At 37.9% G+C, this 21,070-nt stretch carries 19 protein-coding genes and 1 pseudogene; 15 read left to right on the top strand and 5 right to left on the bottom strand.

The genetic code is table 11. The features are described from left to right. The first annotated feature begins 4 nt into the window (after window positions 1-4). The 7 genes from QF028_RS20970 to tkt all read left to right on the top strand — a co-directional run bounded on the left by QF028_RS20970 (window position 5) and on the right by tkt (window position 7,653). Window positions 5-775 (top strand): SDR family oxidoreductase, encoded by a 771-nt coding sequence (locus tag QF028_RS20970; RefSeq protein ID WP_429472441.1) that lies wholly within the window; start codon window positions 5-7, stop codon window positions 773-775. An 88-nt stretch (window positions 776-863) separates the two neighbouring features. Continuing rightward, on the top strand, window positions 864-1,667 hold the full coding sequence (larE, locus tag QF028_RS20965; RefSeq protein ID WP_215003881.1) for an ATP-dependent sacrificial sulfur transferase LarE: 804 nt from the start codon (window positions 864-866) through the stop codon (window positions 1,665-1,667). Between the two features lie 153 nt (window positions 1,668-1,820). Further along, a complete protein-coding gene (locus QF028_RS20960; protein WP_429468447.1) occupies window positions 1,821-3,293 on the top strand; it encodes a gluconokinase in 1,473 nt (490 codons plus the stop codon). 24 nt (window positions 3,294-3,317) lie between these two features. After that, window positions 3,318-4,076, top strand: a complete 759-nt coding sequence (gene larB, locus QF028_RS20955; protein WP_429468445.1) for a nickel pincer cofactor biosynthesis protein LarB — start codon at window positions 3,318-3,320, stop codon at window positions 4,074-4,076. Next, the gene (locus QF028_RS20950) at window positions 4,073-5,053 is read left to right on the top strand and encodes a LarC family nickel insertion protein (RefSeq protein ID WP_429468442.1); all 981 of its coding nucleotides are present in this window, start codon (window positions 4,073-4,075) and stop codon (window positions 5,051-5,053) included. The genes larB and QF028_RS20950 overlap by 4 nt, the downstream gene beginning before the upstream one ends. A 46-nt stretch (window positions 5,054-5,099) precedes the next feature. Next, window positions 5,100-5,576: a nickel insertion protein gene (larC, locus tag QF028_RS20945; protein WP_168242344.1), complete on the top strand. Its 477-nt coding sequence runs from the start codon at window positions 5,100-5,102 to the stop codon at window positions 5,574-5,576. 64 nt (window positions 5,577-5,640) lie between these two features. Continuing rightward, window positions 5,641-7,653 carry a transketolase gene (gene tkt, locus QF028_RS20940; protein ID WP_429468438.1) on the top strand — a complete coding sequence of 671 codons (2,013 nt, stop codon included), beginning with the start codon at window positions 5,641-5,643 and terminating at the stop codon, window positions 7,651-7,653. A gap of 91 nt (window positions 7,654-7,744) precedes the next feature. Here tkt and QF028_RS20935 read toward each other — a convergent pair whose 3' ends face one another. From QF028_RS20935 to QF028_RS20925, 3 genes are all read right to left on the bottom strand, one after another. Then, window positions 7,745-9,025, bottom strand: coding sequence for an ArsB/NhaD family transporter (locus QF028_RS20935; RefSeq protein ID WP_429468437.1), 1,281 nt, complete (start codon window positions 9,023-9,025; stop codon window positions 7,745-7,747). Between the two features lie 155 nt (window positions 9,026-9,180). Beyond that, window positions 9,181-10,287, bottom strand: a complete 1,107-nt coding sequence (locus tag QF028_RS20930; RefSeq protein WP_429468435.1) for a metallophosphoesterase — start codon at window positions 10,285-10,287, stop codon at window positions 9,181-9,183. Window positions 10,288-10,378: 91 nt separating this feature from the next. Further along, the gene (locus QF028_RS20925) at window positions 10,379-12,553 is read right to left on the bottom strand and encodes an MMPL family transporter (protein ID WP_429468433.1); all 2,175 of its coding nucleotides are present in this window, start codon (window positions 12,551-12,553) and stop codon (window positions 10,379-10,381) included. Window positions 12,554-12,837: 284 nt separating this feature from the next. On the opposite strand from QF028_RS20925, the gene QF028_RS20920 reads away from it, so the two are divergent. From QF028_RS20920 to QF028_RS20885, 8 genes and pseudogenes are all read left to right on the top strand, one after another. Beyond that, window positions 12,838-13,779 carry a sugar-binding transcriptional regulator gene (locus tag QF028_RS20920; protein ID WP_429468430.1) on the top strand — a complete coding sequence of 314 codons (942 nt, stop codon included), beginning with the start codon at window positions 12,838-12,840 and terminating at the stop codon, window positions 13,777-13,779. Between the two features lie 128 nt (window positions 13,780-13,907). Next, window positions 13,908-14,582 carry a deoxyribose-phosphate aldolase gene (deoC, locus tag QF028_RS20915; RefSeq protein ID WP_429468428.1) on the top strand — a complete coding sequence of 225 codons (675 nt, stop codon included), beginning with the start codon at window positions 13,908-13,910 and terminating at the stop codon, window positions 14,580-14,582. 24 nt (window positions 14,583-14,606) lie between these two features. Next, on the top strand, window positions 14,607-14,777 hold the full coding sequence (locus QF028_RS20910; protein WP_429468425.1) for a DUF1427 family protein: 171 nt from the start codon (window positions 14,607-14,609) through the stop codon (window positions 14,775-14,777). Window positions 14,778-14,802: 25 nt separating this feature from the next. Beyond that, window positions 14,803-15,201 (top strand): cytidine deaminase, encoded by a 399-nt coding sequence (locus tag QF028_RS20905; RefSeq protein WP_410888812.1) that lies wholly within the window; start codon window positions 14,803-14,805, stop codon window positions 15,199-15,201. Between the two features lie 355 nt (window positions 15,202-15,556). Beyond that, a complete protein-coding gene (locus tag QF028_RS20900; RefSeq protein WP_429468423.1) occupies window positions 15,557-16,798 on the top strand; it encodes an LOG family protein in 1,242 nt (413 codons plus the stop codon). Window positions 16,799-17,130: 332 nt separating this feature from the next. Then, window positions 17,131-17,253, top strand: coding sequence for a GapA-binding peptide SR1P (locus QF028_RS20895; RefSeq protein ID WP_215003857.1), 123 nt, complete (start codon window positions 17,131-17,133; stop codon window positions 17,251-17,253). Between the two features lie 680 nt (window positions 17,254-17,933). Next, a complete protein-coding gene (locus QF028_RS20890) occupies window positions 17,934-18,917 on the top strand; it encodes a sugar ABC transporter substrate-binding protein (RefSeq protein WP_429468420.1) in 984 nt (327 codons plus the stop codon). 211 nt (window positions 18,918-19,128) lie between these two features. Further along, window positions 19,129-19,467, top strand: a pseudogene (locus QF028_RS20885) (HAD hydrolase-like protein); the annotation flags it as partial. 206 nt (window positions 19,468-19,673) lie between these two features. On the opposite strand, the gene QF028_RS20880 reads toward QF028_RS20885, so the two are convergent. Beyond that, entirely contained in the window at window positions 19,674-20,402 is a 729-nt protein-coding gene (locus QF028_RS20880; RefSeq protein WP_429468418.1) for an amino acid ABC transporter ATP-binding protein, read from the bottom strand. Further along, window positions 20,399-21,043 (bottom strand): amino acid ABC transporter permease, encoded by a 645-nt coding sequence (locus QF028_RS20875; protein ID WP_215003851.1) that lies wholly within the window; start codon window positions 21,041-21,043, stop codon window positions 20,399-20,401. Before QF028_RS20875 ends, QF028_RS20880 begins: the two co-directional genes overlap by 4 nt. Window positions 21,044-21,070 lie beyond the last annotated feature (27 nt).

The raw sequence follows: 21,070 nt of genomic DNA, 5'->3' as shown, positions 1-21,070 counted from the left end.
AATGATGTCAAATTTATTTGATTTAAGTGGAAAAGTTGCAGTCGCAATTGGTGGAAATGGTGTGTTGGGTTCAGCAATGGCAAAAGGCTTGGCTTCTCAAGGGGCAAAAGTTGCGATTGTAGGACGTAATCTTGAAAAAGCTGAGGAAGTTGTCAAGGAGATTGAAGAGACCGGCGGGGAAGCAAAGGCGTTTTCTGCAGATGTTAGTTCAATGGATTCTTTAGTTAACGTTGCGAATGAAATTGAACAATGGTCCGGTGGCTGGGACATTCTTTTAAATGCACCAGGTACAAATAGTGCTACACCATTTTTTGAACTTGGTATGGACGAATGGGACAAAATTATGGATATAAATTTAAAAGGAATTGTGTTAACCTGCCAGATTTTTGCGAAGAAAATGATTGAGCAGGATAGAAAAGGAAGCATCATTAATATCTCATCCGTTTCCTCAACAACACCACTTTCAAGAGTGTTTACTTATTCTGTATCAAAAGCAGGCCTTAACAGCGTTACCCAGTTTCTAGCACGTGAATTTGCTCCAAATGGGATTCGTGTTAATGCAATTATTCCAGGATTTTTCCCTGCTGAACAAAACCGAAAAATTTTAGATAAAGAACGCATTGAATCAATCATGCGACATACCCCAATGAATCGTTTTGGTGAGGCGGAAGAGTTACAAGGTGCTACTGTCTGGCTTGCCTCTGAGAAAGCGTCAAGTTTCGTAACAGGAACCCTCGTTCGTGTTGATGGCGGCTTTGGCAGCATGACTATATAATCCAAGGTACACATAAATCTACAGCTCAATAAATAAATTAACAATGGCGGACTTTAAATTGGATGAGGGATAGGGGGAGAAAAGGACCATGCTAACAGAGAAATACGAAAAATTAACGTCTATTCTCCGAGAAATGGAATCCGTGGTTGTAGCATTTTCAGGAGGAGTGGACAGTACATTTCTATTAAAGGCTGCTGTGAACGCATTAGGTGCTGAACAGGTTCTCGCCATTACAGCAGACTCTGAAAGCTACCCTTCTAGTGAGCTTGAAGAGGCAAAAGTACTTGCAAATCAAATTGGTGTCAGGCACCAAGTGATTGAAACATCTGAACTCGCAATCCCAGGATACGCGGAAAACAATAAAAATCGTTGCTATTTTTGTAAAAGCAGTTTATTTGAACACATAATTCCAGTTATGGAAGAAAAGGGCTTTCAAAATGTAGTTTATGGTGTCATTGCTGATGATATGAATGAATTCCGACCGGGTATGCAAGCCGCTAAAGAAAAGGGGATACGCGGTCCACTCCTAGAAGCTAATCTTTTTAAACAGGAGATCAGAGAACTCTCTCGGGAATTTAGTTTGCCGACATGGGATAAACCATCTTTAGCTTGTCTTTCTTCAAGAATTGCCTACGGTGAATATATTACAAAAGAAAAGCTGACGAAGGTTGAAAAAGCCGAAGCTTATTTAAAAACATTCAATATCCATCAGGTACGGGTCCGAACACATCAGGATATTGCAAGGATCGAAGTTGAACCTAATGATATGAAGGAGATTCTTGAAAATCATGACTCGATCGTGAAAGCACTTCAAGGCTATGGTTACAAATATATCACGTTAGATTTAATTGGATATCAGAGTGGAAGCATGAATAAGGTGTTATCTGAATAGCTTTCTGCTCGGCAAATTAGCTTAGGAGTGTACACTGAAAAAATGGCTTTGGATCATCCAAAGCCTCTTATTTTAACGATAATATAAAATAGCAATAAAGGATCAAAATAAACTCCAATATTACTTATTGTTATGTGAAAAGGAAGAGGAAGTATGTCAAGAGAAGTTGTAATTGGACTTGATATCGGAACTACAAGTGTTAAAGCATGCGTATTTGACTTACAAGGTAAATTAATTGCAGAAGCCGAGAGAATGAACACATTCACTTATCCACAGCAAGGATGGGTAGAACAAGACCCCATTGAGATTGAACAATCAGCTGTAAAAGCAATCAAAGAGGCGATCCAAAAAGCTGGTATTGAGAAAAATGAATTAATTTCAATCGGGTTTTCAGCTGCAATGCATTCACTGATTTGTGTAGATGAGAATGGCTGTCCAATATCTCCGGCCTTAATTTGGGCTGATGGAAGAAGTTATCTACAAGCAGAATCAGTGATAGAAACAATGGGTAACGAGGTTTATTCAAACACAGGAACACCGGTTCATCCAATGACACCATTCGTTAAGTTGTTATGGATGAAAGAAACAAAATATGAACCCTACCTCCAAGCAAAGTACTTTATGTCGATTAAAGAGTATTTACTACAATGCTGGTTTAATCAGCGGGTTATTGATTATTCGATGGCATCTGCGACAGGTTTATTTAACCCTGCCACACATACTTGGAATCAAACATTATTATCTCTAACGGATATTCATGATGGTCAGCTTTCAAGAATTGTCCCTCCAACTGAGATATTAACAGGGATTAATCCACAAATTGCGGAAGACATGGGAATTGACCCGGAACTTCCTTTTGTGATTGGTGCTGCCGATGGCCAATTGGCTAACTTGGGAATTGGAGCGATTCTCCCTGGTGAAGTTGCGGTTTCAGTGGGTACTAGCGGGGCCATCAGACAAATCACAAAAGGTGTTAAGATAAGTGAAAATCAAGAAACCTTTTGTTATTCCTTTACTGAAGATTTTTCTATCATTGGAGGTCCAACCAATAATGGCGGGATTGCCTTACAATGGTTAAAAGACCTTTTGAACGACCAAAGAGACTTCTCCGAATTCCTTGCCGATGCAGAAAAGGTTCCGCTTGGCGCAGACGGAATCATCTTTCACCCTTATTTAAATGGCGAAAGAGCGCCGATTTGGAATCAACGGGCAAAAGGGAATTTCTTTGGATTATCTGTAACACATAAAAGAGAACATTTTATCCGAGCTGTTCTAGAAGGAATCACTTTTAACCTCTTTCAAATTGGCAAGGCATTAGAGAGGTTAGCTGGGAAACATCAAAAGATATATGCTAACGGTGGTTTATCCAGATCTCCATTGTGGCTGCAAATGATGGCAGATGTATTCGATGCGGAAATTTATGTGCCTGAGAGCTATCACAGTGCAGCATGGGGAGCAGCTTGGACAGCTTTAGTGGCTACTGGTAAAGTAAATTCATTTGAAGAGATTAAAAAGAATATTCCAATGGGTAAAGCAATCGTTCCTATTAAGGAAAATAGTGAAAAATATAGAATTATATATGAGAACTATGAAAAATTGGCAAGTGGAATGGCAAAACATTTTTGAAGTGTATATTAAGGGGGAGAACGAATGCTTGAAGAAATTTTAGAGCAGGTTCAAAGAGGTACCCTAAGTGTTAAAGAAGCTAAAGAGCAATTAGCAACATTTGAAAATTTGGGATTTGCTAAAGTGGACCATCATCGTAAGAAACGTCAAGGATTCCCAGAGGTCGTGTACGGTGAAGGGAAGACGACTGAACAAATCGTTTCAATTATTCAAGTGTTACGAGCTCGAAACAACCAAGTACTCGTCACACGTATTTCCAAAGAAAAGGCAGAAATTGTCAAACGTTCTTGCCCTGATTTTATCTACAAAGAAGAAGCACACATTCTTTTTTGGAAAGAGGACCATGCGAATGAGGCGGATCCACAAGGGTATATTGCTGTGATTTGTGCAGGAACCTCGGATTTAAGGGTTGCAGAAGAAGCTGCAGTGACGGCTGAAGTATTAGGAAGCAAGGTCCATCGTATCTATGATGTCGGTGTTGCTGGAATTCATCGCCTGTTAAGCCATGCTGAGGAAATTCAAAATGCCACGGTTTCCGTTGTAGTTGCAGGTATGGAAGGGGCACTTCCAAGCGTAGTGGGCGGACTTGTATCACATCCTGTAATTGCAGTCCCAACAAGTATTGGGTATGGGGCAAATTTTAATGGACTATCTGCCTTATTAACCATGTTAAATTCATGTGCTTCCGGGATTAGTGTCGTGAATATTGATAATGGGTTTGGCGGGGGATATAACGCAGTATTAATTGATCAGCTTGCACAAAAAGGGGCCAGAAAAAATTGAAAACACTTTATTTTGATTGTTTTTCAGGTATCAGCGGAGATATGGTCATTGGAGCCCTTATCGATGCCGGAGCAGATCCCAATCGGTTAGTAGAAGAATTAAAAAAACTTCATATTGATGATGAGTATAAGTTGACATGGACAAAGTTAGTAAAGAATGGGATTACAAGTACCAAATTTGACGTGGTGTTATTGAATAATGCTCATGACCATACACACGACCATGACCACGAGCACGACCATGACCATGACCATGACCATGACCATGACCATGACCATGACCATGACCATGACCACGAGCACGATCATCACCATGACCATGAACATGACCATGACCACCATCATGACCATGAGCACGACCATGACCACGAGCATGACCATGACCACCATCATGACCACCATCATGACCATGAGCACAATCACAACCAGGATCATAACCACCATCATCACCTTCATAGCCACCAACATGAGCACCGTGCATATAAGGATATTGTTGGATTAATTGAGAGTGCTGGTTTTGTTGAGCCAGTGAAAGAAATGTCTTTAAAAATTTTTAAAAGAATCGGTGAAGCAGAAGGACATATCCATGGGATTCCGCTAGAGAAGGTCCATTTTCATGAAGTAGGGGCAGTAGATTCGATTATTGACATTATCGGAGCTGCTATCTTAATTCATCAATTAGAAATAGACGTAATCAAGTCATCACCCATCCCAGTAGGAACTGGACGTATCCATATTGACCATGGTATTTATCCTGTCCCTGCACCGGCCACTCTTGAAATTTTGAAAGGTGTACCAATTGAACAATCGGACATTCGTTTCGAGCTCACTACTCCAACGGGGGCAGCGATTGTTGCTGTACTGGCAGAAGAATTTTGCCCCATACCATCCATGAAGGTTACATCCATTGGTTATGGTGCCGGAACGAAGACCTTTATAAACCATCCCAATGTGCTCCGTGTCATCATTGGGGAATAGAAAAATAGCTCTTAAATCCTTTTTATGAAAGAAAGGAAATGATTTAATGGTCTCTCATCATCCTCCCAGCAATGAGCATCTTGATGATCAGATGGTCAAAATGGAAGTTAATCTCGATGATATTCCTGGAGAATGGCTAGGCTATGTGATGGACTTGCTGTTTGAGGCTGGCGCTAATGATGTCTTCTATACCCCGATTTATATGAAAAAAAATAGACCAGGCGTATTGCTTCAATTGCTTTGCTCGATGAAACATATAAATACAATGAAGGAAATTCTTTTTAAGGAAACCACCACACTAGGAATACGCTATTATCCGTTAACAGTACACCGGTTAGAAAGAATGTTTAGGAAGGTTACAACTGAGTGGGGTGAAGTGACAGTAAAAGAAGGAATTTATGAGGGACATGTTGTGCAAAGAGCTCCGGAGTTTGAGGAATGCAAAAGCATTGCACAACTACATAACATTCCCTTGAAAAAGGTTTACGAAATGGTTTGGAAGGCTTTGGGTAATGAAAACTAAGCCTTTCAAACTGCTCTATAACAAGGTGATATACAATATTAATAGATTTGGAGTGTAATAGCACATGACAACATTACTTAATGAAACAAAACTTGATCAATTAGCCATTAATACGATTCGTACTTTATCGATTGATGGGATCGAAAAGGCCAACTCCGGTCATCCCGGCATGCCAATGGGTTCAGCCCCAATGGCTTATACACTTTGGGCAAAAGAAATGAATCATAACCCAGTGAATCCTAAATGGTTTAACAGAGACAGGTTTGTTTTATCAGCAGGTCATGGATCAATGCTTCTATATAGTTTATTACATTTATTCGGTTACGACGTAACCATTGACGATTTGAAAAACTTCCGTCAATGGGGAAGCAGAACTCCTGGTCACCCTGAATTTGGTCATACCCCTGGGATAGAAGCAACTACAGGGCCATTAGGACAAGGGGTTGCTATGGCTGTGGGGATGGCAATGGCGGAAAGACATCTTGCTGCTACATACAATCAAGAGGGATATACAATAGTTAATCATTATACTTATGGTATTTGTGGAGATGGTGATTTAATGGAAGGTGTATCTGCTGAAGCAGCATCCCTGGCAGGTCATCTTAAACTTGGAAGACTAATTGTTATGTATGATTCAAATGACATTTCATTAGACGGAGATTTGCATTTATCTTTCTCTGAGAGTGTGGAGGATAGATTTAAAGCCTATGGATGGCAAGTGATTCGTGTAGAAGACGGAAATGATACTGATGCTATTCAAAAAGCATTACAAGAAGCAAAAACAGAGTTGAATCGCCCTACTTTAATTGAGGTTAAAACCGTGATCGGTTATGGTTCTCCAAATAAAGCTGGTAAGTCTGCTTCCCATGGGTCTCCACTTGGGAAAGAAGAAATTAAGTTAACAAAAGCTGCCTATAATTGGGACAATGAAGAGCCATTTTTCGTTCCCGAAGAAATAAAAGAGCATTTCAAGCAATTTACGCTAGATGGCCAACTCAAAGAAAATGCATGGAATGAATTATATGCGAGTTATAAGAAGGAATACGCAGAGCTTGCTAAGCAATTTGAAGCCGCGATCATTGGAGAGCTTCCGGCAAATTGGGAAGAAGCATTACCTGTTTTTACAGAAGGAGAAAAAATCGCAACTCGCGTATCATCGGGGAAAACATTGAATGCGGCAGCCAATGTTGTCCCACATTTTATCGGGGGGTCTGCTGATTTAGCAGGATCGAACAAGACACTTATTACATCTGAAAAGAATTACTATATTGATAGCTATGCAGGTCGCAATATTTGGTTCGGAGTTCGTGAATTCGCAATGGGTGCCGCACTAAATGGGATGGCTCTTCATGGCGGCGTTAAAGTATTTGGTTCTACTTTCTTCGTATTCTCTGATTACTTACGTCCAGCAATTCGTCTAGCTGCCTTAATGAAGCTTCCTGTTACTTATGTGTTTACACATGATAGCATCGCTGTAGGTGAAGACGGACCTACACATGAACCAGTTGAACAGCTAGCAGCATTACGTGCAATGCCGGGAATTTCCATTCTTCGCCCCGCGGATGCGAAGGAGACTGTTGCCGCTTGGAGATTAGCACTGGAAAGCACAGATACGCCAACAGCCCTTGTTTTAACACGTCAGGACTTACCGACATTAGCGCTTTCACAACAAACGGTTTATGAAGGTGTTAAAAAAGGTGCATATGTTGTTTCAGAAGCAAACGGCAATGCTAGCGGTTTATTGCTTGCAACAGGATCCGAAGTGTCCTTAGCGATGGCAGCTCAAAAAGAGCTTGAAAGTGAAGGGGTTTTTGTATCAGTTGTAAGTATGCCAAGCTGGGATCGTTTTGAGAAACAATCGCTTGAATATAAAGAATCAATCCTTCCTAAAAATATTAAAGCACGTCTTGCTATTGAAATGGGTTCGTCAATTGGATGGAGAGAATATATTGGGGACAATGGCAGCGTCATTGCCATCAATCAGTTCGGGGCATCTGCGCCTGAAAGTATATTACTTGAGAAGTATGGTTTCACAGTTGAAAATGTCGTGAAATGCTTTAAGGAGCTTAAAAATTAAGACGTTAAACTATAATAGAAATGGCTGCCAGATTGATGGCAGCCATTTTTTAGATCCATTTAATCTCTTTCACTATTTGTTGTCTAAACAACTAAATTAAATATCTTAGATAAATGTAAACCGTACAGATTATGATCGATAAAATCATTAATGGGAAGGCAATTAACAAGAATTTACCAAAAGTAATCGGATGTCCTTCCTTCGCTGCTAGCCCGGCAACAATCACATTGGCACTTGCACCAATTAATGTACCGTTTCCGCCAAGACATGCCCCTAACGATAGACTCCACCAAAGTGGCTCTAAATTATTTATTCCTAATTCTCCCATATCTTTAATCATAGGAATCATTGTAGCGACAAACGGGATATTATCAATAAAGGCAGATGCGATGGCGCTTACCCAGAGAATTAATATCGATGTAGAAGTAACATCACCCCCGGTAAGGTGTACAGAATAATCTGCTAATAACGAAATCACCCCTGTTTCTATCAAACCTGATATCAATACGAACAGTCCGATAAAGAAGAAAATGGTTGTCCATTCAACTTTTGAAAATGCTTTATCTAAGTATTTTTCCCCTGTTAAGAGAAGAAGCAAAAAGGCACCGGCCAATGCGACAGTTGCTGATTCAATGTGAAGCAGTTGATGCAGGAAGAATCCCAAAATCGTCAGCAAAAGGGCAATTAATGATTTGATTAATAACTTTTTATCCGTTATTTCTTCCTTTTCATCCAGGTTCATTAGATTGGCTTTTAATTCTTCTGATGTCCGAAGCTGTTTCCGATAAATGAATGCTAATATTCCAATATTAACGAATAGGATAAAGAATGATATGGCTGTAAGATTATTAATAAATGCCATAAAGGTAAGTTCCTTCACGGCGCTGCCTAGCATAATATTCGGAGGGTCTCCAATCAGTGTGGATGTTCCTCCAATATTGGATGCGATAATTTCGGTAATTAAAAAGGGAATCGGATTTACTCGAAGTTGTCTTGTGATACTGAATGTAACTGGTACCATTAAGAGTACCGTTGTCACATTATCTAAAAACGCTGAACCCAATGCAGTTATGGTACCGAGCGCCAGCAAGATTTTTAAAGGATCCCCCTTCACTTTTTTAGCAGCCCAAATAGCTATGTATTTGAACAGACCAGTCTCAGAAGTAATAGCAACTATGATCATCATACCGGTTAGCAATCCGAGTGTATTAAAATCGATATGATGAAGTGCCTTTTCCTGCCCAATAATTCCCAGTAATACCATCATAATTCCGCCGGTCATGGCAATGATCGTGCGATGGATCTTTTCTGTGACAATAAAGGCATATGTAATTAAAAATACACCAATTGCGATTAGTGCTTGAGTTGACATGTAGCGACCTCTTCTCCCAAATATTTTATCCAGTACAATAGTAAAAAATGACAAAAAGGAGCCTGTTTGACAGACTCCCCCTAATAAAAACACCAATTATATTCTACATTATTTTATAAAATTATACTTTGGATGTAAAGAAAATCTTTTAACTATTAAAGCCCCAATTTTTTAATAAAATCTACCGTTTCCTGGTGCTCAGGTTTAACTAACTTATATAGTCCTTTATCCTTCCTTACAAGAGGATTTCCTGACTCATCAGCAATGGGTCTTGTTAAAGATGTCCCTTTTACTACCCTCCACGTACTATTGATTTTTTGGATTCTGAGATCAATAATCCCAAGTCGGCTTCCAAAAGCCCCTGCCATTACAACAGGCTTTCCATTTATTTGCCCCATTTTTATGTTGGTATTGGGAGAATTTTCATAAACAGGTCCTGGGAAGACACTATGTGAATGTCCAGCTAACACGGCATCAATTCCAGGGATTTTTGTTAAATAATAGACAGCATTTTCTGATTCAGCATTATATGGCTCGTAGCTGATTCCTGTATGGGCAAGGGCGACAATGATATCCGCTCCTTTAGACTTCATGATTGGTATAAATTCTTTTGCTGTATCAACAATCGGTTTTGCAGTAATCTTCCCTTCAAGATTCGCCTTATCCCATTTCATGATTTGTGTTGGCATAAATGAGATGACCCCAATCTTTAGTTCATGTTTTCTTCCTGTTTGGTCAACCACATTCCTTTTTAAAATAACATAGGGGGTAAAATAGGGTTTATTCTTTTTAACAGAGAAGACATTTGCATTGATGACTGGCATCTTGGCACCTTTTATGGCGGCATTTAAGAAATCTAGTCCATAATTAAATTCGTGATTACCAATGGCAATCGCATCATAGTCCAAAAAATTAAAGGCACGATAAACTGGATGTATTTTTCCCCTATGAATTCCCCGAATTCTAGCTAAATACTCTCCAAGGGGATTTCCCTTAAGGTGATCTCCATCATCAAACAATAAAGAATTTTGGACTTCATTCCTTGCAGTACGGATAAGTGTTGCAGTCTTTACAAGTCCAATTCGGTTGTCTGCTTTTGTTTGATAATAATCATAATTGATTAAAGATGCATGCAAATCGGTTGTTTCTAGGATACGTAAATCAACTACTCCTTGTTGATTTGGCGTACTCTCTGCAATAGACAAAAAGGAAGTTTGCGAAAGACATATTAGAAAAAGGATAAGAAGAGTTTTTTTATGCAAATAGAATACCTCCTTCAGAATCTGGCTTTAAAGGTATTCTTAGTATTCATACTTCTAATTGAATTATGATTCTTTTTGACAATCAAGGAAATTAAGCTGGCTTTTTACTTGATCTATGTAGTCTTTTATTTTTTTTTCCAAAAAACCACCAGTTCCAATCGCCAAGCAGCTTCATCAAGGCTGGCACCAAGACCATTCTCACAATCGTCGCATCAATGAAAATTGCTATGGCAATTCCCACCCCTAATTGCTTAACTGGCATAACCCCAGTAAAAGCAAACGCACCAGTAACGACAATCATAATGGCAGCGGCTGAGGTAATAATTTTACTGGTATAAGTCAAACCAGAAATTGTAGCCTCACTATTATCTCCTGTTTTTAAATAGAATTCCTGTATTCTCGAGATGAGAAATACTTCGTAATCCATTGAAAGACCAAAAACAAGTGTAAAAACAAACACAGGTAAAATTAAGGCAATATCAACTGGTGTGATTCCTAAATGACCTTTCTGGAAAATCCAGACAACAATTCCGAAGGTGCAGCCCAGGCTTAACACATTCATTAGGATGGCTTTCAATGGAATAAGAATCGAGCGGAAAGCTGCCATTAATATTACAAACGTAGAAATGACAATCAATAAGAATCCATAGGGAGCTTTTTGGAATATTTCTGAAAAAATTTCTTGCTCAAATTTTATGGGTCCGCCAAATGAAGCTTTTAAGCCTAAATCTTTATTCGACCAATCAGCTACCCATTGTCTTGCTTTAGAAGAATGTTCGCCTGTTTTTAAATACACCTCTATAAGCAGTTTATTATCTCTAATATAGTAATCATAAATAGGAGCCATCTTGGTATTTTTTCCAATGGTGAGGACTTGATAAAGTTGGTCCACATCCTGTAATCCTGTGGCTGAAAATGGTGAGTTTATAGAATTTACGAGCTTGTCGTTATCAAGTTTTTTTATCACTTCACTTACTTTTTCAAGATTGTTTTTTTCAATAATGCTGCCTTTTGTTTCTAGGACCATCGTCACTTTTTTCTCATCGCGCTGTTCTTTTGCTACGAAGTGATCCTTAAATACTTCCATGGCAGTTCGTGAAGGGTAATTTGGCGGCAGAGATTCAGTACCAGGAATTGCTAAAACCATTTGTTTAAGAGGTATCAATCCTGCCAAAAGAATAACAAGGGCTGCAACTGTCATAAGAATAGGGCGCCTCATCACAATTTTAGCAAATCGGTACCATATGCTTGTTTTCTCGTCTGCCATGGGCAGTATACTTAATTTGTTGATCTTGGTTCCCAATATGGCAAGCAATGCAGGAAGAAAGGTTAATGCACAAACAGCAGAAATTAACACTACGGTCATCCCGCCTAGCGCAACATTTTGAAAGATATCAATTTTGATAAACCAAAGAGCCGATAAGCCAATAAAAACACAAAGGCCAGAAAAGATGATGGATCGTCCCGCGGTTGATACTGTTATTTCAAGTGCAGACTGAATGGATTTGGTTTTTAGTTCTTCTTTATATCGATTGATAAACAATAAAGCAAAATCAATACTTAGTGCCAACCCGATCATTGGAACAATATTTAATATAAAAATGGTTAAATCAGCACCATAACTAAAAAAGTAAACGGTTCCCATTGTACATAATATCGAAACAACACCGATAACAATCGGAAGAGAGGCAGCAACAAGACCTCCGAACGCTAGGATAAGAACGATTAAGGCAATCGGCAAACCGATCATTTCCGCTTTTGCTAAATCTTCCTGACTCGCAGTATTTAGGTCTTGAACAATAATGGGTTCACCAGTCATTGTGACCTTTAAGCCCTTTTTATTTTCAAGTACATCTTTTAATTGGTTAATTTCTTTTCCAAGACTCTCCGCTTTCTTGTTAAAAGTAAGAAGTCTATAGGCATAATTATCCTTTACCATCCCGTCCTGCTCGAATGGAAGAATCATTTGTTCACTGTCATGTATAGCCGTTATTTTATCAAATATGTCTTGAATGAACTTCCTGAAATTCTCATCACTAACCGATTTATCTTTTTCGAACACAAGGATAATGGAAGATTTAGAATGTCCAAATTCTTGTTCGAGGAGTTTACGTGTATGATTGTATTCGCCTTTATACTCAAAACCATTTCCGCTAAGAACTGTCGGTAATTTTAATGCAAAAAATCCTAATAATAGGATCACTAAAATCCAAAATACCAGTACCCATTTACGTTTACGGTATATATATCCGCCTAATTGCTGCAATGTATCGCCTCCTCAAAAGGAATCATTTTCCTTATTTCAGTATACAGAAGAACTGATGATTAGCGGATGACTTTTACATGTCTTTTTGTATTGTCAACAACTCAGATAAATATCTTAATAAATGTTCCCCATATTAGATGATGAAAATTCACCGTCCTATTAAAGCCCACTTTTAAATATATTGAAATTAAATTCAAAATGTTGTTTACAAATGTAAACTATAAATGAAATCATTTGTTTTTTTTGTTACAATTAAGAAAATATTAAAACATAGGGTGATAGCAGTGGATCGTGAAAAATTAGCGAAAGTCATTGAAGCAGCAAAGTTATATTATCTATTGGATTATAATCAAAATGAAATTGCCAAGAAGCTCGGAGTTTCCCGCCCTACTGTATCCCGTCTATTACAGCAGGCGAAAAGTGATGGTATTGTCCAAATCAATATTTTGGATCCTACAGAAGATGTTGAGAATCTTGCGATGCAGCTTGAACAAAAGTTCAAGCTTAAAAAGGCGGTTGTCGCTTCGATTCCACAATATGAAGATCACATCATAAAGAATTATCTGGGTGAAAAAGCTGCCGTTTATCTTGGTGAAATTGTCAAGGATGACGACATAATTGGGGTGACTTGGGGAACAACTTTATACCATGTTGCGGTTGAACTCAAGCAGAAATTTGTAAAAGGGGTAAAGGTTGTTCAATTAAAGGGCGGTGTTAGCCACGCTGAAACAAATACGTATGCATCGGAGATTTTATATCTTTTTGGCAAGGCCTTTCATACAACCCCCCATAACCTACCGCTTCCTGCAATTGTCGATCATGTTGTTGTAAAACAGGCAATGGAGGCTGATCGTCATATTCGAAAAATCCTCGAGCTAGGAAGTCAGGCCAATATTGCTCTCTTTACGATTGGTCCAATTAAAACCGACTCTTTATTATTTCAGCTAGGTTATTTTACAGAAAGTGACTTGAAGTCTCTTTATGGAAAGGCAGTCGGTGATATTTGCTCGCGTTTTTTTGATGAATCTGGAGAAGTATGCAACGAGAGCCTAAATGAAAGGACACTGGGAGTAAATCTTAATGAATTAAAGAAAAAGGACCATTCCATTCTTGTAGCCGGAGGTCCGAATAAAATTGAGGGAATATACGGAGCATTAAAAGGCGGGTACGCCAATGTGCTCGTAACGGATCAATATACAGCACAATTCTTGCTTGATAAGAATTAAAAAAATCAATTTTTACATTTGTTCATAAATGTATTTACAAATGTTCAACGCGTTTGATATAGTTACATTGTGATAAATGCCATAAAATCTTTATATAAATTTACAGGAAACAGGGAGGAAGATTGGTTATGACTCAAAATGTTGTTAGGATGATTGATCATACATCATTAAAAGCAGATGCAACAAAGGAAGAAATTGGTAAATTGGTTGAAGAAGCGAAAAAATATTTATTTGCATCGGTGTGTGTAAATCCTACTTGGGTAAATTTTGCAGCTAAAATGCTTGCAGATACCCCAGAAGTAAAAGTATGTACAGTCATTGGTTTCCCGCTTGGGGCAACTACATCAGAAACAAAAGCATTTGAAACAAAAAATGCCATTGAAAACGGTGCAAATGAGATAGATATGGTGATTAACGTCGCTGCGCTTAAAGATAAGCAGGATGATTTGGTTGAAAGAGATATCGCTGCAGTTGTGGGTGCTGCAAAGGGAAAAGCATTGGTAAAGGTAATCATCGAAACTTGCTTGTTAACTAAAGAAGAAAAAATAAGAGCATGTGAAATTTCTGTAAAAGCTGGGGCAGACTATGTAAAAACTTCTACTGGTTTTTCAACAGGCGGTGCAACAGTCGAGGATATTCGCTTAATGCGTCAAACAGTCGGACCTGAAATTGGCGTAAAGGCTTCTGGTGGGGTTCGCAGTCGTGAAGATGCAATTGCAATGGTAGAAGCTGGAGCAACTCGCATTGGTGCAAGTTCTGGTGTTTCAATCAGTAAAGGTGAGCAATCTTTAAGCAATTACTAAAAATACTATTGTGAGGTTCATTTGATGAGAGACGTAATAATGGCATTAATTGCCGGATTAATAGTTGGTATGTTGTTTAAATTTTTAAAGCTTCCGTTACCTGCACCTCCAGTATTTTCGGCTGTCGTTGGTGTTTTCGGGGTGTACTTTGGCGGCGTCCTGCTTGAATGGATTACAAAACTAGTTCAGCATTAAATTTCCTTGGCGGAGTGTGAACATGATGGAAAAAAACGACTTAATCGTTGAAGCGAATAAAGCGAGAGAGTTTGCTTATGCACCATATTCAAAATTCAAAGTTGGTGCAGCCCTATTGTCAAAAGATGGTCAAGTTTATCATGGTTGTAACATTGAAAATGCTGCATACAGCATGACGAACTGTGCTGAACGAACTGCTTTGTTTAAGGCATACTCTGAGGGTGTCACACAATTTAATTCGCTCGTTGTTGTGGCGGATACTGAGGGGCCAGTTTCACCTTGTGGGGCTTGCCGTCAGGTAATTTCAGAACTTTGTGATGCAGAAATGGAAGTAGTACTAACAAACTTAAAGGGTGATATTTTAAAACTCAAAGTAAAAGACTTACTTCCAGGAGCATTTTCACCTAAGGATTTAAATAAATAAATAAATAAATAAATAAAAGAAGTTTATCCTTTTCTGATAAACTTCTCAGGCTATCGAAAAACTTTCGATAGCCTTTTATTTTATTCTCTTTCGTTAAAATTAATTCAAAAAGTTTAATTGTTAAAAAATATTAACAAGAAACCTCGTGTTTTCTATCTACTTAAGGCGTTTGGATTTGAAGGGAAACGTCTCTCCAGGTCTCACATATTCTATACTTTCAATTTGTGCCCAATACTGAATAATAATAAAAAGCTTAGTTAAACTAACAAAAGGAAAATACTGGACAAATCCAATATGACATGCAAGCGCGTAATCCGTAAAAGAAATGAATCGAGTAAAGGAAGGTTGTTCCTAGATGAATGAAATTGAATTGTATGGCACGATCTTTTATGACCCCGCTACAAACCAATGGAAGGGATCAGGTACGGGGTGGTGGATTGAGAAGACGGATGAGAATGTGGCAAAGATTACGTTTGAGGAGCCAATTACATTTGATCCGAGGTTACCATCAAAAACAAATAACTATAGTCTTTCCATCAGTAATATCAATGAAAATGGTGATGTGGATACCTATAATGTAGACGAAGACGGCTTTATTATGATTTGGAAGGATTATTCAAATGAAACTTGCATGGCTTCCTTTCATGTGGTCGGAACCAAAGTCTGCTTTGTACCGAATGACAGGGCTCTCGTTACGGAAGAAAGCGTGGCTGACATCTATGCAGCAGAGCTTTTATTTAGCTATGAAGCAAAGTATGGAGTTATTACACTGATGGGTTCCGGAACTATATCATGCAAAAAAATCGCAGAGGAAAAGTTAGATATCCTAAGTACCCATGAAAAGAAAATTAAGGATCAGCTGGAGAATCAAGAGGACCCATTCTGCAGGAAGCTGCTTCAGCACAAATTGGACATGACAAAGCTCAGGATGGACCGCCATAAAAGAATCATCGAAAAAAGTACAAAGTATTGGGATTCTGCTTTTAAGTTCGGGGAGTTATGGGGACATTATTCTGCAAATCAACAGGAAAAGGCACTAGGCGGATGTTATGTACCACTTTGTACAGGCGGAGGTCCTGGAATCATGCGGGCAGCAGCCCAAGGGGCAAGAAACCAGGATGCCCATGTCATTGGGATCGACTGTCAATTTGGTATTGACAACTTTTTCAATTTAAAGGATACATACTCTGTCACCTCGAATCAGCGGCTGAGAATGAATAATTTCTCAATCAGGGAGGGTGTTCTCATTAATTATTCCCATGTCATCCTGTTCTGGCCTGGAGGATTTGGTACGGCATGGGAAGTTTACGAAACCCTATCAAAAATTCAAACCAATCACCTACGAAGACATCGAACCAAGGCCATTTTTGTCCATGCTGAGTATTGGCAGCCCCTTTTCAATTGTATCAACCATATGCGTGAGCATGGTGCCATTAACAGCTATGGGGACCGTATTAAGATACCTGGTATAGACGATCAATTACCAGATGAGGCCTATCTTGCAGAAGTCGCCAATGGTCCGGAGGAGGCCTTCGAAAAAGCACGTGCGTTTGTCGAAGAGCTATATCGAAAAAATCAATTAACATTAAAGGCATAGATTCCAAAAAGCTTCATTTACTAAAAGTAGGGAAGCCTTGAGAAAGGTTTCCCTACTTTATTCAATTCCCTATATATTGTAGGTAGATATTTTCAAGAAGACGAAGCGATCACTCAATTTGTCCGGCTAACGGATGATTTCAGCAGCAAACAAGAAGCCATCGAGTGGCTTCCCTAAAAATCGACATTATCTCCTTTAAATGTGTTATACAATTTATTATTGACAAATCAAATGTGACATACTATTATAATATTAACAAATAAAAAACGCTTACATTTTAAGAAATTAGAATTGTCTATCTTATAAAATTCAAACAAAAGGGAGTTTTTCTAATGGGAACTATCATTTGCCAAATTTGCAATAACACAATTGATCATTTTGAGAATGAGAAAGTATCAACTTTGTACGGACAATGCACTTGCTGTGATAAAAAACAAAAGAAGACTTCTAAATAATTCAAGCATAAATCAATACTATAAAAGCCGTTCTCAAATGTTGAGAACGGCTTTTATAGTTAATAAATCATCAATATATGGTATTTTTTCTCAGGATAATAACCAAATATTTAACTAAAAAAGAAACAAAACCCCTTTTTCTTCAGATAACTTTTTGAAAAAGGGGTTTGTCTACACTCTGAACCCATCAGATTTATCTGATGGGCTTTTAATTGCTGAGAATAAGTATTATGCAACTAGAAATATTCATTATCTTAAATAACTTCTTTTTTTCATTCCGATCATAGACCTTTTCTGGAGTAATAAATGTTTAAAATCGCCAATCGGGTTCCATTAAAGGGCCATATTTCTTGAATAAGAGAAGGAATTATTAGAAAGTGAAACGAAGCTCTAAGTTGTTCAATTAACGGGCAGGATTGTGGAGGAACAAATTTGAATAAATTCTTCATTTCAGTAAGGGGAGCAAGTGGAAGAAGTGTCTTGGGTAGGCCTTTTGGATATTATCGGTTTAACCAACGATTTCAACTTGTTTTGTATTTTTCCGTAGGATTATGTAGTTCTTATTATAAATTAAACCTAAAGTATTATTAAAGGGAATGTGAAAGCGCTTAATATTTAAATTTCTGGTTTATAGTTTATGACACGCATAAAATCCCGATCGTCCATTAGGAGGGAGAATATTGAAAAAGAAAAGGATCGTTTCATTAGTATGTCTTACAGTTTTAATAAGCTTTATCGTTCATTTTTTGAAAGAAGATGAGAAGCTTAAAGTGGTAGTTGTTGCGAAAAGTTTAGACTTAGAGTATTGGAGAATTTTTGAATCAGGAGCTAAAAAAGCGTTTAATGATTTTGACATAGATGGTCAAGTGATAGCACCTGATTCCATCAATCCCATTAGAAATGAAGCTAATACATTGAAAAAAGTTTTAAGACAACATCCGGATGCACTGATCGTTACTCCCATGCACCCCTCCGTTACCATTCCAGTATTGATGGAATATAAGAAAAATAACATTCCCGTATTATTTGCTGGTAGAGACGCTGACTGGAAAGACAAAGTCACTTATATAGGAACGGATCACTTTAAATTGGGCATAATGGCAGGAGAGCTGCTAGGATCCATGCTGCAGCCAGGGGATCAAGTAGCAATTATTCATGGAACTTTAAAAGATCATGCTGAGGTGGAGCGGTTAAAGGGAGCGAAGGAGGTCTTAGGAAAAGCCGGAATCGAGATTGCCACAGAACAGTTAGGAGAAGATCGATTTGGAAAGACAATATCTGTAATAGAAAATATTTTGCAGAATCATCCAGATATCCAAGGGGTACTTGCTACTGACGATTTAATTGCCCTAAATGTATTAAAAACAGCAGAAAAAGAAGGCTTGATAATTCCTATAGTTGGAACGGATGGCATTACAGAAATGTTGGAAGCTGTAGATGCAGGAAAACTGAGCGCTACAGTGACGCAGAATCCTTATGATATGGGGTATTTAAGCGTAAAACAAGCAATAAAAGCAGTTAAGGGGGAACATGTCCCAAAAAGGATTGATAGCGGGGTTGATATTTTAACCCAAGATAACGCAAAAGACAGATTAGCGTTTCTAAACAATAGATTATATAGCAGAGTTGAGAAATTCAAACATTTTTTATATGAACTATTATGATCGGAACAAACTGTTTTTCTAAACAAAAAGCAGTTTATTTTTTAGCGTCAAGAATTACCACTATACAGAAAAAAACGAAGACATTCCACGTTATACAGATAAGCAATAACAAAAAAACTGAAGTTGTAGTTAAAGATATCATTTTCCGTTCCTACACAAAAAGGGATTTATTATTATTCTTATGGAGTATGGTGGATGGATGAAAAGGAAGAGCACTCCTACTGTTTTTGCTGAACAAATACTTAAGCATTTTAATATTGATCAGTATTTTGAACTTATTGTCGGAAGTAATCTTGATGGAACAAGAGCGTCGAAAACTGAAATCATTCAATACATTCTAGATAACTATAATGACTATAAACTTGGTGACTTTATTATGATTGGTGATAGGAAGCACGATATTATTGGGGCAAATAATACTGGAATTGACTCTATTGGAGTAACGTATGGATATGGTTCATTAGAAGAACTAAGTCATTCTAACCCTACTTATATTGTCAAAAGTGTTGAACAATTAAAAGATAATTTGATGGGAAGTCGAGTAAAATAAACATTTTTAGTTCTTCCATTATAGGGCGCTTTAGCTGAACAAGAAGTTAAAGGGTGATACATATTATACATGATAATATGCATCACCCTTTATTTTTTATGACTTTTTACGAATTAGGTCTTGATAACTGATGCACCCTTTAAAAAGATGAATCGGAGAATAGTCTTGACGGTTCTCATTTTATTGAAGTAGCTACTACTATTATTTTATAGTACCTTACTTAAGAAAGCTTTAGTTCGCTCATGCTGAGGGTTACCAAATAACTCGTTTGGCTTATTTTCTTCTACAATATATCCTCCATCCATGAAAATAACACGGTCTCCAACTTCACGTGCGAAGCCCATTTCATGGGTAACAACGACCATGGTCATCCCTTCTTTAGCTAGTTGCTTCATTACCTCTAAAACATCTCCGACCATTTCAGGGTCAAGTGCCGATGTGGGCTCGTCAAAAAGCATGATTTTTGGATTCATTGCAAGTGCCCTTGCAATGGCAACCCGTTGTTTTTGTCCTCCGGATAGTTCTCCCGGATAACTGTTTGCTTTTTCTCGCAGTCCTACTTTATCAAGTAATTCAAGCGCTATTTTTTCCGCTTCGGCTTTCTCCATTCTGTGAATTTTAATAGGGCCCATCGTGATATTTTCTAAAACCGTTTTATGTGGGAATAAATTAAATTGTTGAAATACCATCCCAACTTCTTGCCTAACTTTGTTTATATTGATCTTCGGGTTAGTAATATCATGTCCATTAATGACAACCTCTCCGCCTGAAATTTCCTCCAGGCGAGTTAAGCACCGCAGAAATGTACTCTTACCAGATCCAGATGGACCTATTACACAAACAACCTCTTTTTCTTGTATTTCTGCGTTAATGTCTTTTAATACTTCTATGTTTCCAAAAGATTTTCTTAAGTTTTTAACAGAAATAATACTCATCGAAGCTGAATTCTCCTTTCGACGAAATTAGCAAGCACGGTTAATAAATAAATAACGATAAAGTAAATGACTCCTACTGTCAGCCAAATCTTGAATGCTTCAAAGGTTGCCGAAGCTTGAATTTGTCCTTGCTGCGTTAAGTCTGCTATACCAATAACGGATAACAGAGAAGTATCTTTTAAGCTAATAATAGACTGGTTTGTAATAGTAGGAAGCATTCTTCTAAATGCCTGAGGAAGCACTACATATCTCATCGTTTGTGCACTTGTAAAACCGATAGATCTTGCTGCTTCTGTTTGCCCTTTATCAATGGATTGAATTCCTGCTCTTATGATCTCTGCAAAATATGCCCCTGTATTGATAGCAACGGTGATTATTCCCGCTGTTGTACTATTTAAAGAAATCAACTGGAATGAATTTATACCAAAATAAATAAAAAACAATTGAACAATAAAAGGTGTTCCTCGAATCGCATCAACATAAACCTTTGCCACCCAATTCAGGATCTTGATTGGTGAAAGTCTTAACAAAGCAACTACTAAACCAATTAAAAATCCTAAAATAATAGCTATAACAAAGATATAAAGTGTGACTTGAAGTCCTTTTAATAACATAGGTAAAGCTGCAGCAATTATGTCCATCCTTTTCATCCCCTTTCAAAAAGAAAG

It is taken from the genome of Neobacillus sp. B4I6 (assembly GCF_050434045.1).
Lineage (GTDB): Bacteria > Bacillota > Bacilli > Bacillales > Cytobacillaceae > Neobacillus.
This window is presented reverse-complemented; position numbering and strand designations above follow the sequence as displayed.

Coding starts and splice junctions, on each gene's coding strand:
- QF028_RS20970 (WP_429472441.1), top strand. CDS start 5: ATGTCAAATTTATTTGATTTAAGTGGAAAAGTTGCAGTCGCAATTGGT.
- larE (WP_215003881.1), top strand. CDS start 864: ATGCTAACAGAGAAATACGAAAAATTAACGTCTATTCTCCGAGAAATG.
- QF028_RS20960 (WP_429468447.1), top strand. CDS start 1,821: ATGTCAAGAGAAGTTGTAATTGGACTTGATATCGGAACTACAAGTGTT.
- larB (WP_429468445.1), top strand. CDS start 3,318: ATGCTTGAAGAAATTTTAGAGCAGGTTCAAAGAGGTACCCTAAGTGTT.
- larC (WP_168242344.1), top strand. CDS start 5,100: ATGGTCTCTCATCATCCTCCCAGCAATGAGCATCTTGATGATCAGATG.
- tkt (WP_429468438.1), top strand. CDS start 5,641: ATGACAACATTACTTAATGAAACAAAACTTGATCAATTAGCCATTAAT.
- QF028_RS20935 (WP_429468437.1), bottom strand. CDS start 9,025: ATGTCAACTCAAGCACTAATCGCAATTGGTGTATTTTTAATTACATAT.
- deoC (WP_429468428.1), top strand. CDS start 13,908: ATGACTCAAAATGTTGTTAGGATGATTGATCATACATCATTAAAAGCA.
- QF028_RS20910 (WP_429468425.1), top strand. CDS start 14,607: ATGAGAGACGTAATAATGGCATTAATTGCCGGATTAATAGTTGGTATG.
- QF028_RS20905 (WP_410888812.1), top strand. CDS start 14,803: ATGGAAAAAAACGACTTAATCGTTGAAGCGAATAAAGCGAGAGAGTTT.
- QF028_RS20900 (WP_429468423.1), top strand. CDS start 15,557: ATGAATGAAATTGAATTGTATGGCACGATCTTTTATGACCCCGCTACA.
- QF028_RS20895 (WP_215003857.1), top strand. CDS start 17,131: ATGGGAACTATCATTTGCCAAATTTGCAATAACACAATTGATCATTTT.
- QF028_RS20880 (WP_429468418.1), bottom strand. CDS start 20,402: ATGAGTATTATTTCTGTTAAAAACTTAAGAAAATCTTTTGGAAACATA.
- QF028_RS20875 (WP_215003851.1), bottom strand. CDS start 21,043: ATGGACATAATTGCTGCAGCTTTACCTATGTTATTAAAAGGACTTCAA.